This is a genomic window from Bradyrhizobium sp. RP6, from assembly GCF_003837805.1.
In the GTDB taxonomy this organism is placed as follows: Bacteria; Pseudomonadota; Alphaproteobacteria; order Rhizobiales; family Xanthobacteraceae; genus Bradyrhizobium.
This window is the reverse complement of the sequence record NZ_RQIT01000003.1, coordinates 232,322-245,869: the sequence shown is the minus strand read 5'-3', so window position 1 is coordinate 245,869 and position 13,548 is coordinate 232,322. Positions and strand designations below refer to the sequence as shown.

Genomic DNA, 13,548 nt, shown 5'->3' with positions numbered 1-13,548 from the left:
GCCGACCTCTCCCGCAAGCGGGAGAGGTGCAGCGACTGCGCCGCGGCGTCACTCCGCCAGCGCGTTGTACTTCTTCAGCGATGCCTTCAGGTCCGCGAGCGCCGCATCGGGATCGGCGCCGGCCTTCTTGGCATTATCGCTCCAGGTCTTGACCAGCGGCTCGGCGGCCTTCTTCCAGGCGGCGGTCTGCTCGGCCGTCAGCTTGTAGACCTCGTGACCGGACTCCGCCTTCACCTTGGCGATGCCGGCATCCTCGAACTTGCCCCAGTGCTCTCCGACCGCGCCCGCCATCTCGACCGTGCAATTCTTGTCGATCGCGGCCTTCTGCTTGTCGGACATCGTATTGTACTTGTCCTTGTTGATCACGAACACGAAGGTCGTGGTGTAGAGCGGCGCCTCCATGTCGTACTTGGTCACCTTGTCGATGCCGAACAGCACCAGGGAGCCCCAGGGGAAGGTGACGCCGTCGGCGACGCCGCGCTCGATGATGTCGCGCACTTCGGGTGCTGAGGACTGCACATTGGTGCCGCCGAGCGAGGTAACGAAATTCGCCATGGTGGCATGAGCGGGGCGGATCTTCAGGCCCTTCACGTCCTCAGGGTGGACGATCTTCTTGGTGCGGGAGTGAAACGAGGAGGGCGAGTGGACGAAGGCGAGACAGTATTTGACGTCCTTCATCTCTTTCTCGGCATATTTGCGATACCAGGCGTCGAGCCCCATCGAGCCGCCCTTGGCGTCCGAGATCAGAAAGGGCAGTTCGCCTGCGCCGATGATGGGGAAGCGGCCGGGCTGATAGCCGGGATTGACGTAGGTGACATCGGCGATGCCGTCGCGCGCCATGTCGTAATGGTCGAACGCCTTGCCGAGCTGCTGGGCCGGAAACACCTTGCCCTTGACGGTGCCGCCGGAATCCTTCTCGACCGCGGCGGCCCAGTCCTCCAGCGATTTCTGCAGCGGATGCGAGGCCGGCACCCAGTGCGAGATCTTCAGATCGAAGGTCTTCTCCTGCGCGAACGCTGGGCTCACGCTTGCTGCCAGCAGCAACGCCAGACAGGCTTTCCTCATCACGCGTCTCTCCCTGTTTTCGACGGCGGGCTTCGATGGCCCGGTCTCGTTAATTAACATGTTATCTAATTGGCCGGCGCGTTCAAGCCGGAAACTGGCGCGCACCTTGCCACGCCGTCTACATCATCCATGTTGCATGGATTTGTCGCGCTGCGGCGAACGCCCTCCCTTCTTCCCAACCGTTATATGATATAATTATCCTGCACGGAGCGAGGCGACAAGCGACCCGCGACGAAAGCCTACAGGATCGGAAGGAGCAAGTATTGCGGACAAAAGTCGCAATCATCGGGGCCGGGCCGGCCGGATTGTTGCTCGGGCAACTGCTGCACACATACGGCATCGACAACGTCATCCTGGAGCGGCAGAGCCCGGATTACGTGCTCGGCCGCATCCGCGCGGGTCTCCTGGAGGAAGGAACCGTCTCACTGCTCGATCAGGTCGGCGCTGGCGCGCGCGCACATGCCGAAGGTCTGGTGCATGAAGGTATCGAGCTCGCCTTCTCCGGCCGCCGTCACCGCATCGACATGAAGGGCGCGACCGGCAAGACGGTGATGATCTACGGCCAGACCGAGGTCACGCTCGACCTGATGAATGCGAGGAAGGCCGCTGGTCTCATCTCCGTCTACGAGGCCAGGGACGTGCAGCCGCATGATTTCGACGGCAGTCACCCGCGCGTGACCTATGTGAAAGATGGCGTCACCCACGCGATTGATTGCGATTTCATCGCCGGCTGCGACGGTTTCCACGGCGTCAGCCGCGCGAGCGCCCCATCTTCGGCGATCGAGGAGTTCGAGCGGGTCTATCCATTCGGCTGGCTCGGCATTTTGTCCGACACCCCGCCTGTCAGCCATGAGCTGATCTATTCCAACCACGCCCGCGGCTTTGCGCTGTGCACGATGCGATCGACCAAGCGCAGCCGTTACTATGTGCAATGTGCGCTCGACGATCATGTCGACCAATGGCCGGACGACCGCTTCTGGGACGAGTTGAAGCGCCGGCTCGACCAGGAAGCGGCCGACAGCCTCGTCACGGGCCCGTCGATCGAAAAGAGCATCGCGCCGCTGCGCAGCTTCGTCGCCGAGCCGATGCGTTTCGGCAAAATGTTCCTGTGCGGCGACGCCGCTCACATTGTGCCGCCGACCGGCGCCAAGGGCCTGAACCTCGCCGCCAGCGATGCGCATTATCTGTCGAGCGCGCTGCGCGAATTCTACGACGAGCGATCCAGCGCCGGCATTGACGCTTATTCCAGCAAGGCGCTGGCGCGCGTCTGGAAAGCCGTGCGGTTCTCCTGGTGGATGACCTCGATGCTGCACAAATTCCCTGACACCGGCACCATCGGCGCCCGTATCCAGCTCGCCGAGCTCGACTACGTCACGCAGTCCCAGGCGGCGATGACATCGCTGTCGGAGAATTATGTCGGGCTGCCATTTTAGGACGGCATCGCTTTGTCCGCGTCGTCATTGCGAGCCAACGGGTCCGCGCGAAGCGCGGCCCGATGAGAGGCTCCGCGAAGCAATCCAGGAATCCCTTCGCGCAGACAGCCTGGATTACTTCGTCGCAAGAGCTCCTCGCAATGACGAGGCGCATCCGTTTCAAACGCCCGCGCAAATTCCGTTTGAAACTTTGTAATTGATGCATCTGCCACGTCTATCGCGTTCAATGCCGGCCACACAGCAACGCGAGACCGCCATGACCATGCCTGACGTCCCCGCCGGCTTCGAGCCGCATTTCCGCAAATCTCCGCTCACCGATCCCTGGGAGCCGCTTTATTCGAAGAAGTCCGACAAGAACGTCACCGTGGGATTGCGGCTGGCGACGCCGCACACCAATGCGCGCGGGCTGATCCATGGCGGCCTGATCGCGGCACTGGCCGATGCCGCCATGGGATACAGCTGCGCCCAGGCGACCGGCTGGACGACGTCCCTCGTCACGATTTCGCTGTCGGTCGACTATGTCGGCGCGGCCGAGATCGGCCAATGGCTCGCGGTCGAGGGCGAGGCGATCAAGACCGGGAGCACGATCTGTTTCGCGCAATGCCTGGTGAAGGCCGACGACGCCGTAATCGCGCGGGCGAGCGGGACGTTCAGGGTGGTGCCGAAGAAGGGGTGATCGGTCTCGTGCCCCGGAGGCGGCGCAGCGCCACTTCCGCGGTGCGTTGCAGAGCCGGGGCCCATCCATCCGCAGTCCAACCTGCTGCTCCTGGGTCCCGGCTCTGCGCTGCAACGTCCAGGGAGTTGCAGCTTGTCCGGGACACGAATTTCACCCAAACCTCCACTTCGCCGTTTCCACCACGAGATCGATGAACGCGCGCACCTTCGCCGAGAGCAGGCGCGAGGTCGGATAGACGATGTGGATCGGCAGTGCCGGCTGCTCATATTTCGCCAGCACGATCTTCAGCCGTCCGCGCTTCAGCCCTTCGGCGGCCTGATAGGCCAGCACGCGCGTCACGCCGCCGCCGGCCTCGGCATATTGCAGCGCCGCGTCGGCGCTGTTGCTGGTGAAGCGCGGGGTCGGCGTCACCTCGATGTCGCGGCCATCGCGCCGGAAGCGCCATTCGGACCAGGGGCCGAACTGGATGGTCTGGTGCTCGAGCAAGGCCTCAGGCGTCTTCGGCTCGCCGTGGCGCTTGAGATAGCCGGGCGTGGCCACCACGATCCGCCGCATCTCGCCGACCTGGCGCGCGACCAGCGAGGAATCGGCGAGATGGCCGATCCGCACCGCGGCGTCGACGGCGTCCTCCACGAGGTTGACGAGATGGTCCGACAACCGCAGTTCGCAGGCGACTTCTGGATAACGGGTGAGATAGGCGGTCATGACCGGCCCGACATGCAGCCGGCCGAAGCCGACCGGGGCCGACACCACCAGACGCCCGCTCGGGCGGTTGCGCTCCTCCCGTGCCGAGCCATCGGCTTCATCGACGTCGGCGAGGATGCGCCTGACGCGCTCCAGATACCGGGTGCCGACGTCGGTCAACCTCACCTGCCGGGTCGTCCGCTGCAACAGCCGCGCGCCGAGATGCTCCTCCAGCGCCGCGATCGTTCGCGTCACTGCCGAGGGCGACAGCTGCAGCTTGCGCGCCGCCGGCGCAAAGCCGCGCAGATCGGCGACGGTGACGAAGACGTGCATGGCTTCGAGGCGGTCCATGGTATTATTGCATATATCGCAACGATGAAGTGTCAAGCGGGTCGATTGTTTTGGTTGGCGTAAGGGTCCATCTTGCGAAGGAAGACGCAGCGATGCGCCGGAATTTCAGGAGATGTTCCGATGACGACAGCAGTTCACACCTATGCCAGCGACGTCGCCTTCTCGCCCGCGGTGAAGGCGATCCAGGCGCGCAAGGGCTCGCGTGAGGCCTATGCGCGCAGCGAGCAGCGCGGCTGGCGCACCGAGGTCGACGACAACCTCGCGGCCTTCCTGACTGAGGCCAACAGCTTCTATTTCGCTACCGCCGCGGCCGACGGCCAGCCCTACATTCAGCACCGCGGCGGCCCGAAGGGTTTTCTCAAGGTGCTCGACAAGCAGACGCTTGCCTTCACCGACTATGCCGGCAATCAGCAGTTCATCACGCAAGGCAATCTCTCGGAGAACCCCAAGGCCTATATCTTCGTGATGGATTACGCCCATCGCCGCAGGGTGAAGATCTGGGGCGAGGCGCGCATAGTTGAGGACGACGAGGCACTGACCACGTCATTGATGCCGAAAGGCTACCGCGCGCGGCCCGAACAGGTGATCCTGTTCAAGATCGCAGCCTGGGACACCAACTGCCCGCAGCACATCCCGCAGAAGTTCGACGCCGGCGATGTCGCGGCGGCGCTGGCGGCGAGGGACCAGCGGATCGCGGAACTGGAAGCGGAAGTCGCGGCGCTGAAGGGCGAGAAGGTGGGGGGAGTAGTTCCCTAACCTGCTGCTTTCTTACCTTCCCCTGGAGGAGGAGGGTCGATCGCGCGAAGCGCGAGCGGGGTGGGTCGATTTCTCCACGCGGGCAGTGTTCTACGAGGAGAGACCGTCACCCCACCCCGTCTCATGCCTCGCTTCGCTCGATATGAGCCGACCGTCCCCCTCCAGGGGGGTAAGAGTCACACCACGCTCGCGCCTTCGTGCTGGAAGCCGAGATAGCTCGCGGCCACCCGCTCGTTTGCCGCGATGTCGCTGGCCTTGCCGCTGAGCACGAACTCGCCGAGCTCCATCACGTAGGCCTGGTCCGCGATCTTCAGCGCGGCCTGCGCGTTCTGCTCGACCAGCAGCACCGAGACGCCGCTGGCGCGCAGCTCGGTGACGATGCGGAAAATGTCGGCGACGATGATCGGCGCAAGCCCCAGGCTCGGCTCGTCCAGCATCAGGAGCTTGGGCTCGCCCATCAGTGCGCGGCCCATCGCGAGCATCTGCTGCTCGCCGCCGGAGAGCGTGCCGGCGAGCTGCTTGCGCCGCTCCTTCAGCCGCGGGAACAGCGTGTAGACCCGCTCCATCGAGGCCTTGGCCTTGCTTCGCTCGATGCGGAACGCGCCCAGCTCGAGATTGTCCTCGACATTCATGGTCACGAACAATTCGCGGTGCTCGGGGACGAGGCCGAGACCCATCGCGACGCGGTCCTCGATGTCGAGCCGTGCGAGATCCTGGCCGGCAAAGGCGACGCGGCCCTTCAGCGGCAGAATGCCCATGACGGCCGAGAGCAGCGTGGTCTTGCCGGCGCCATTGGCGCCGACGATGGTGACGATCTGGTTGGCCCCGACCTCGAGCGAAACCGAGCGCACCGCCTCGACCTTGCCATAGGCGACATGGGCATCGGTGACGGACAACAGCGTGCTCATGCCGCCACTCCGAGATAGGCCTTGATCACTTCGGGATTGGTCTTGATCGTCGCCGGCGTGCCTTCCGCGATCTTGGTGCCGAAATCGAGCACCACGATGCGGTCGGCAAGGTTCATCACGAACCCCATGTCGTGCTCGACCAGCAGCACGCTCATGCCGCCGTCGCGCAGCTCGCGGAGTAGAGCTGCCAGCCGTTGCTTTTCCATGTGACGCAGGCCCGCGGCCGGCTCGTCGAGCAGCAGCAGCATCGGATCGACGCAGAGCGCGCGGGCGATCTCGACGATGCGCTGCTGGCCGAGCGAGAGCGAGCCTGCCAGCTGGTGCATCTGCTCGGTGAGGCCGACACGCTCGATCTGGCGGGCAGCTTCGGCGAGCAGCTTGGCCTCATCGGCGCGGTCGAGCCGCAGCATGGAGGAAACGGGTCCGGAATGGCCGCGCAAATGCGCGCCGATCGCGACGTTCTCCAGCACGGTCATGTCGGGGACGAGCTTGACGTGCTGGAAGGTCCTGCTGATGCCGAGCTTGACGATCTCCTGTGGCGGCGCGTTGTCGACCTTCCGACCGAGCACCGAGATCGAACCCGAGGTCGCCGACAGCACGCCGGTGATCAGGTTGAAGGTCGTGCTCTTGCCGGCGCCGTTCGGTCCGATCAGTGCGACGATCTCGCGGGCCTGGACCTCGAAGGAAACGTTGTTCACCGCGACCACGCCGCCGAACTGCTTTCGCGCCTTCTCCACCTGAAGCAGGACGCCGGTCTCGGCGGGCGCGCGGGCGCGATGCTCCAGCTTCAGGGAGGTGTCCGGCTTCCTGCCATCGGTGCGCTCGGGGAAGAACGACATCAGCCAGGGCCAGAGGCCGCCGGGCGCAAGCTGCAGCAGGGCCACGAGCATGATCCCGAACACGATGGTCTCGACCTGGCCGGAGCCCGGCAGGATCAGCGGCAGATAGCTTTGCAGCACCTCCTTCAGCACCACGACGATCGCCGCGCCCAGGACGCCGCCCCAGACATAGCCGGCGCCGCCGACCACCGCGATGAAGAGATACTCGATGCCGGCCTGCGCGCCGAACGGCGTCGGGTTCACCGCGCGCTGAAGATGCGCATAGAGCCAGCCGGAGAGGCCGGCGAGCACCGCGGCATGGATGAACACCAGCAGTTTTGCGCGCGGCGTGTGCACGCCGAAGGCTTCCGCCGCGATATGGCCGCGTCTGAGCGCGCGGATGGCGCGGCCGGTGCGGGAGTCCAGGAGGTTCATCGTCAGCAGGGCCGAGAGGATCACGGCGACCCAGATCGCGTAGTAGATCGAGCCGGGCGAGAGCATCTTGAACGCGCCGATCGACAGCGGCGGGATCGCCGAGATGCCGTCGTTTCTCCCCAGGAATTCCAGCTTGCTGAAGAGATAGAACAGCCCGAGCCCCCAGGCCAGCGTGCCGAGCGGCAGATAATGGCCGGAAAGACGGACGGTGATCAGCCCGAGCAGCACCGCGAGCGATCCGCTGACCAGAAGCGACAGCGGCAGCGTCAGCCAGGGCGACAGGCCGTAGGCCGTCGACAGCACCGCGGTGGTGTAGGCGCCGAAGCCGACGAAGGCTGCCTGTCCGAACGAGGTCAGGCCGCCGACGCCTGTCAGCAGCACGAGGCCCATCGCGACGAGCGCCGCAAGGCCGATATTGTCGAGCAGCACGATCCAGAACGGCGGCATGCCCGGGACGAACGGGACGGCCGCCATGAGAGCTGCGAAGATGAGGATGGGAAGCCGGCTCTGCATCTTGGCGTCAGTCCTTCTCTTCCTCGACCGCAGGCGCGGCGAGCGAGCGCAGCAGCAGCACGGGGATCAGCAGCATGAAAACGATCACTTCCTTGTAGTTGGAGGCATAGAAGGACGAGAACGCCTCGACGATGCCGACCACCAGCGCCGCGACGGCGGTGAGGGGGTAGCTGACGAGCCCGCCGATGATCGCGGCGACGAAACCCTTCAGGCCGATGAGGAAGCCGCTGTCGTAATAAAGCGTCGTGATCGGCACGATCAGGATGCCCGACAGCGCGCCGATCACGGACGCCAGCAGGAAGGCGATCTGCCCGGACAGCGTGGTGCGGATGCCGGCGAGCCGCGCTCCCAGCCGGTTCACGGCGGTTGCCCGCAGCGCCTTGCCGTAGAGCGTCAGGCCGAAGAACAGCCAGAGCCCGACGATGAAGGCGATGGTGATGGCGTAGACGGTGATGCTCTGGCCGGTGAAGCGCAGCGCGCCGGCGGTGAAAGCACCGGACAGCACGGCAGGTCCGCGCTGGCCCTCGGCGCCGAAGAACAGCAAGCCGAGCCCCTGCAGCGCGAGATGGACACCGACCGACGCGATCAGCAGCACCAGCACCGAGGTGTGCGCCAGCGGCTGGAACGCGATACGGTAGAGATAGAGCCCGATCATCGCGACGATCACCAGCGACAGCGCGATGCAGACCACGACCGGCGGCTTCTGCGCGGCGAAGTAAAGCGTCAACGCCAGCACGATGGCTGGCAGCACGATGTTGGTGATGAGGCTGCGCGCGATCAGCCGCGCATGCAGCGCCTTGCGCGCCACGAACAGGTCGAAGGCGAACGCGCCGATGCCGAGCGCGAGCGCGAGCTTGGCCGTGCCCGGCATCTGGCCCGCGGCCAGCGAGGCATAGGTCAGCGCGCCATAGGTGACGAATTCGCCTTGGGGAATGAGGATGACGCGGGTGACGGCGAACACCAGGACCAGCGCCAGGCCGAGCAGCGCGTAGATCGCGCCATTTGTGATGCCGTCCTGCACCAGGAACAGCATGATGGTGGTATTCAAGACCGGACGCTCCCCCTCAAGATTGAGGACCGGTCTCCGCAATTGCGGTGGATGGTCCCCTCACAGCCATTGAAATACGCTGACGTTATTTGATATGGTCCATAACAATTATCAAATATAACATCAAGGGTGGGGAACGACCCGTCCCGAATTTAGCGGGATTATGAGCACGAGGCGATGACCGTTTCGAAAGCCGCTGAAAAGTCCTCCGAAAAACCCGCCGACGCGGCCAAGGGCCGCAAGGACGCGGGCGACGTCCAAGCCGAAGCGCTCCAGCTCGGCGAGCTCTCCGAACAGCTCGGCTATGTCCTGAAGCGGGCCCAGCTCAAGGTGTTCGAGAACTTCTTGCGCTGCATGGCCTCGCTCCAGCTGACGCCGGCGCAGTTTTCGGTCCTGCTCCTGGTCGAGAAGAACCCCGGCCGTAACCAGACCGAGATCGCCTCCACCCTCGGCATTCTCAGGCCGAACTTCGTGGCGATGCTCGATAATCTCGAAAGCCGCGATCTTTGCGCGCGGATCCGCTCCACCAACGACCGCCGCTCGCACATCCTGGTGCTGACCGACAAGGGCAAGGCCGTGCTGTCGCGGGCGAAAAAGCTCGTCGCCACCAAGCATGAGGCCCGGCTGAACGATCTGCTCGGTCAGGCCAACCGCGAAGCCCTGATCGGGATGCTCTCGAAGATCGCCAACGAATTCTGACTCTTGCCCTCCAGGGGAGGGTGAGCGCGATCTCAATCCACCAGGATCACCCTGATGTCGTTCACATTGGTCAGCGTCGGTCCCGGCTGCAGCAGATCGCCCGTCGCCTCGAAGAACGAGGTCGCGTCGTTGTTGTCGAGATAGGCCTGCGGGGCAAGCCCCTGCGCCTTCATCCTTGCGAACGTTGCCGCGTCGATCTGCGCGCCGGCGGGGTCGGTGGGGTGGCCGGCGCCACCGTCGGCGCCGTCGGTGTCGCCGGCGAGGGCCGCGACACCGGCCATGTCCTGCAACAGGCCGGCGAGCGCCAGCGCGTATTCCTGGTTCGGTCCGCCGCGTCCCTGGCCGCGCACGGTCACCGTGAGCTCGCCGCCGGAGAGGATCGCGACGCGCTTGCCCTGGGCCCGTGCTTCCAGCGCCAGCCTGGCGTGATCGGCGGCGACCTCGCGCGCCTCGCCTTCGAGGTCTGCGCCGAGATCGATCGTCTCGTAGCCGGAGGCGCGTGCGAGCTTCACCGCGGCGTCGAGCGACTGCCTGGGCCGCGCGATCAGCTCGAAATGTGCGCGCGCAAAGGCCGGGTCACCCGGCTTGCAGCTTTCATTGGCGGGATCGTCGAGCGCGCGGCGCACCGCATCGTCGATATCGAGCCTGTACTTCGCCACGATCGCGCGCGCGTCCGCCAGCGTGGTCGGATCGGGCACCGTCGGGCCGGAGGCGATCGCGGACGGATCGTCATGCGGCACGTCCGAGATCGCGAGCGTCACGATCTCGGCGGCATTCCCGCCGGCGCGCGCCAGGCGTCCGCCCTTGATCCGCGAGAGGTGCTTGCGCACGACGTTCATCTCGCCGATCGGCGCGCCCGAGCGCAGCAGCGCCTTGTTCACCGCCTGCTTCTGCGCGAAGCTGATGCCGTCCGCCGGTGCGATCCAGTTCGCCGAGCCGCCGCCGGTGAGCAGCACGAGCAGCAGATCGTCCGGCCCGGCTTCGGCAGCGAGCGCGAGCGTGTCGGCGGCACCCTTCAGGCCGGCCTCATCCGGCACGGGATGCCCGGCCTCGACCACGCGGATGCGGCGCGTCCGCACGCCATAGCCGTGGCGCGTGGTGGCGATGCCGACGAGGCGTTCCGGGGCGAGCTTGAGCGTGTCGAGATAGTGCCGCTCGGCCGCTGCGGCCATGGCGCCGGCGCCCTTGCCGGCAGCAAGGCAGATCACGCGCCCCTTGGGCGCCGGCCGCAAATGCGGTGCCAGCACCACATCGGGATGGGCGGCGGCGACGGCGGCGTCGTAGAGCGCGCGGAGCAGGGGACGTCGGTCGGTCATGGCGATGGCCTTCGGCAGACTTGAACGGAGTGGCGACACGCGCCGCCGTTCACCTGCCTAGCGCATCGGGCGCCGGAGCGTAAGCCGGCTTTGCCATCATTCGAATATGCAATCGCGTGATGGCGAAAAGGCCCCCCGCGATGCTCTCGCGGAGGGCCATTTGGACCGATGGACTCGGGCTGGAGGCTAGCCGCTGGGGTCGGCGCTGATCACGTCGCCGAACAGATCCCACTTCTCGCCCTTGAACTTCATGAGCTGGAGCGAGCTGATCGGTGCGAAGTCGTTCGCGCCGGTGTTGATCTTGATGCCGGGCAGCAGCACCTCGGTGCGGAAGTCCTTCAGGCTCGCCGCCTGCTTCATGACGTTCTCGCGCGTGAGGTTGTCGCCGCACTTCTTCAGCACTTCCACCAGCGTCTGTGCCACGCCGTAGCCGACCACGGTGCCGCCGTCGAGCTTGTCGCCTTCAGGGAAGTACTTGGTCATGAAGTCGAGGAACGCCTTCATGCCGGCGTCGTCCTTCCACTGCGGATCGGAGACGTCCTTCAGGTAGGCGGCCGAGATGATGTCCTGCGCGTTGTCGAAGCCGGCCGGCTTGATCACGCTGCCGACCGAGGCCGAGACGTTGTTGAGGAAGTGGATCGGCTTCCAGCCGATCTCGGCGTTCTTCTTGATCGCCTGCGCCGCGAACTTCGGCGTGGTGATGTTGATGAAGACGTCGGCTCCGGTCGCCTTCAGCTTGACGATGTGGTTGTCGATGGTCGGCTCCGACGTCTCGTAGCTTTCCTCCAGCACGATCATGCTTGCGGCCTTGGCGCCGAGGCCGTCCTTCAGGCCCTTCAGGTAATCCTTGCCGTAATCGTCATTCTGATAGAGCACGCCGATCTTGGCGTTCGGCAGCTCCTTCAGAATGTATTTGGCGTAGATCTGCGTCTCGCTCTGGTAGTTGGGCTGCCAGCCCATCGTCCAGGGGAAGTTCTGCGGATCGTTCCACTTGGTGGCGCCGGTGGCGACGAACAGCTGCGGCACCTTCTTCGAGTTCATGTATTTCTGTATCGCCGAGTTCGGCGGCGTGCCGAGCGAATTGAAGATGAACAGCACCTCGTCGCTCTCGACCAGCTTGCGGGCCTGCTCCACCGTCTTCGGCGGTGAGTAGGCGTCGTCGTAGGAGACGAAATTGATCTTGCGGCCGTTGATGCCGCCTTCGTCGTTGATCTTCTTGAAATAGGCGGCTTCGGTGCGCCCGATGATGCCATAGGCGGAGGCCGGTCCGCTGTAGGGCATGATGTTGCCGATCTTGATCTCGGTGTCGGTCGCGCCGGTATCGTATTTCTTCTGGGCCGATGCAGTTGAGGTCGAAGCCGCAATGAGCGCGAGCGCCAATGATGCGGCCGCAAGCTTGCCGGTAACAGCAGGCATTCCAATCTCCCTATTTTTCTTGGTGTGTGCGTCCCTTTTCTTGTCTCGTTTTTTGGCGACGCGGCTGCAATTCAATACGATTTGCCGGAAAGCTTCAAGGAAAACCCCTGCGGCAAGGCCGCAGGGGATGCGTCTTTAGTCGATTGAGGCTTACATCTTTAGCGGCTGGTTAAGGTCAGCCGCCGACATCGCCGCTCAAGACGTCGCCAAATCGCTCCCAATGCTCGCCCTTGAAGCGGATCAATTGCAGTTGCGAGAGCGGCGCGAAATCGGAGGCCGACGTGTTGACCTTGATGCCCGGCAGCAGGCCGGCCGGCTCGAAGTCCTTGATGCTGGCGGCCTGCTTCATGATGTTCTCGCGGGTCAGATTGTCGCCGCAGGCCTTGAGCACGTGAACGAGACCCTGGGCCACGATGTAGCCGTACATCACCGAGGCGTCGGCGCGGTTCGCCTCCGGATAGTACTTATCCAGGAATTCGTTCCAGCCAATCATCGCCTTGTCGTTCTTCCACTGCGCGTCGGTCGGATCCTTGAAATATTGCGACGAGATGATGTCCTGGGCGTTCTCGAAGCCGGCCGGCTTGATCACGCTGCCGATCGAGCCCGAGACGTTGTTGAGGAAATGCAGCGGCTTCCATCCGATCTCGGCGTTCTTCTTGATCGCCTGTGCCGCGAATTTCGGCGTCGTGATGTTGAAGAACACGTCGGCGCCGGTCGCCCTGAGCTTGACGATGTGGGAGTCGATGGTCGGCTCCGATACCTCGTAGCTTTCCTCCATCACGATCATCGACGTCTTGGCGCCGAGCCCGTCCCTGAAGCCCTTCAGATAGTCCTTGCCGTAATCGTCGTTCTGGTAGAGCACGGCGATCTTGGCGTTCGGATGATTCTTCAGGATGTACTTGGCGTAGATGATCGACTCGCTCTGGTAGTTCGGTTGCCAGCCCATCGTCCACGGGAAGTTCTGCGGATCGTTCCATTTGGTGGCGCCGGTCGCGACGAACAGCTGCGGCACCTTCTTCTGGTTCATGTATTTCTGGATCGCCGAGTTCGGCGGCGTGCCAAGCGAATTGAAGATCAGCAGCACTTCGTCGCTCTCGACCAGCTTGCGCGCCTGCTCCACGGTCTTCGGCGGCGAGTAGGCATCGTCATAGGAGACGAAATTGATCTTGCGGCCGTTGATGCCGCCTTCTGCGTTGACCTTGCGGAAATAGGCCTCCTCGGTCTTGCCGATCACGCCGTAGGCGGAGGCCGGTCCGCTGTAGGGCATGATGTTCCCGATCTTGATTTCGGTGTCGGATGCGCCGGTGTCGTATTTCTTCTGCGCGGATGCTGCCGTGGAAAGGGCGGCAGCCAGCACGAGGGCAGCCGAGAAGGCCCCCAATCGCACATGCATTGCAGGCATCTTGATCTCCCTAGGAAGATTTGAATGT

Annotated in this window: 12 protein-coding genes; 4 read left to right on the top strand and 8 right to left on the bottom strand. The window is 64.3% G+C overall.

Annotated features, from left to right (window positions below; genetic code table 11):
* Positions 1–48 precede the first annotated feature (48 nt).
* Entirely contained in the window at positions 49–1,065 is a 1,017-nt protein-coding gene (locus EHH60_RS10025; protein ID WP_124159478.1) for a TRAP transporter substrate-binding protein, read from the bottom strand.
* Positions 1,066–1,328: 263 nt separating this feature from the next.
* Here EHH60_RS10025 and pobA point away from each other — a divergent pair, with 263 nt between their 5' ends.
* Positions 1,329–2,498, top strand: coding sequence for a 4-hydroxybenzoate 3-monooxygenase (pobA, locus tag EHH60_RS10020; protein WP_124159299.1), 1,170 nt, complete (start codon positions 1,329–1,331; stop codon positions 2,496–2,498).
* Positions 2,499–2,754: 256 nt separating this feature from the next.
* Positions 2,755–3,174, top strand: a complete 420-nt coding sequence (locus EHH60_RS10015) for a PaaI family thioesterase (protein ID WP_124159298.1) — start codon at positions 2,755–2,757, stop codon at positions 3,172–3,174.
* A gap of 150 nt (positions 3,175–3,324) precedes the next feature.
* On the opposite strand, the gene EHH60_RS10010 is transcribed toward EHH60_RS10015, so the two are convergent.
* Positions 3,325–4,209: a LysR family transcriptional regulator gene (locus EHH60_RS10010; RefSeq protein ID WP_124159297.1), complete on the bottom strand. Its 885-nt coding sequence runs from the start codon at positions 4,207–4,209 to the stop codon at positions 3,325–3,327.
* Between the two features lie 120 nt (positions 4,210–4,329).
* Between EHH60_RS10010 and EHH60_RS10005 the strand changes: the two genes are divergently transcribed.
* Positions 4,330–4,965, top strand: a complete 636-nt coding sequence (locus EHH60_RS10005; RefSeq protein ID WP_124159296.1) for a pyridoxamine 5'-phosphate oxidase family protein — start codon at positions 4,330–4,332, stop codon at positions 4,963–4,965.
* Between the two features lie 176 nt (positions 4,966–5,141).
* On the opposite strand, the gene EHH60_RS10000 is transcribed toward EHH60_RS10005, so the two are convergent.
* The 3 genes from EHH60_RS10000 to EHH60_RS09990 are packed head-to-tail and all read right to left on the bottom strand — an operon-like array spanning position 5,142 to position 8,687.
* Positions 5,142–5,873, bottom strand: coding sequence for an ABC transporter ATP-binding protein (locus EHH60_RS10000; RefSeq protein WP_124159295.1), 732 nt, complete (start codon positions 5,871–5,873; stop codon positions 5,142–5,144).
* Positions 5,870–7,639 carry a branched-chain amino acid ABC transporter ATP-binding protein/permease gene (locus EHH60_RS09995; RefSeq protein WP_124159294.1) on the bottom strand — a complete coding sequence of 590 codons (1,770 nt, stop codon included), beginning with the start codon at positions 7,637–7,639 and terminating at the stop codon, positions 5,870–5,872. The genes EHH60_RS10000 and EHH60_RS09995 overlap by 4 nt, the downstream gene beginning before the upstream one ends.
* A 7-nt stretch (positions 7,640–7,646) precedes the next feature.
* Positions 7,647–8,687: a branched-chain amino acid ABC transporter permease gene (locus EHH60_RS09990; RefSeq protein WP_199751387.1), complete on the bottom strand. Its 1,041-nt coding sequence runs from the start codon at positions 8,685–8,687 to the stop codon at positions 7,647–7,649.
* Positions 8,688–8,864: 177 nt separating this feature from the next.
* Between EHH60_RS09990 and EHH60_RS09985 the strand changes: the two genes are divergently transcribed.
* Complete coding sequence (locus EHH60_RS09985; RefSeq protein WP_124159293.1) at positions 8,865–9,386, top strand: MarR family winged helix-turn-helix transcriptional regulator; 522 nt, start codon at positions 8,865–8,867, stop codon at positions 9,384–9,386.
* Positions 9,387–9,418: 32 nt separating this feature from the next.
* Here EHH60_RS09985 and EHH60_RS09980 read toward each other — a convergent pair whose 3' ends face one another.
* From EHH60_RS09980 to EHH60_RS09970, 3 genes are all read right to left on the bottom strand, one after another.
* The gene (locus EHH60_RS09980; protein WP_124159292.1) at positions 9,419–10,702 is read right to left on the bottom strand and encodes a glycerate kinase type-2 family protein; all 1,284 of its coding nucleotides are present in this window, start codon (positions 10,700–10,702) and stop codon (positions 9,419–9,421) included.
* A gap of 186 nt (positions 10,703–10,888) precedes the next feature.
* Entirely contained in the window at positions 10,889–12,118 is a 1,230-nt protein-coding gene (locus tag EHH60_RS09975; protein WP_124159291.1) for an ABC transporter substrate-binding protein, read from the bottom strand.
* A 175-nt stretch (positions 12,119–12,293) separates the two neighbouring features.
* The gene (locus tag EHH60_RS09970; protein ID WP_124159290.1) at positions 12,294–13,520 is read right to left on the bottom strand and encodes an ABC transporter substrate-binding protein; all 1,227 of its coding nucleotides are present in this window, start codon (positions 13,518–13,520) and stop codon (positions 12,294–12,296) included.
* Positions 13,521–13,548 lie beyond the last annotated feature (28 nt).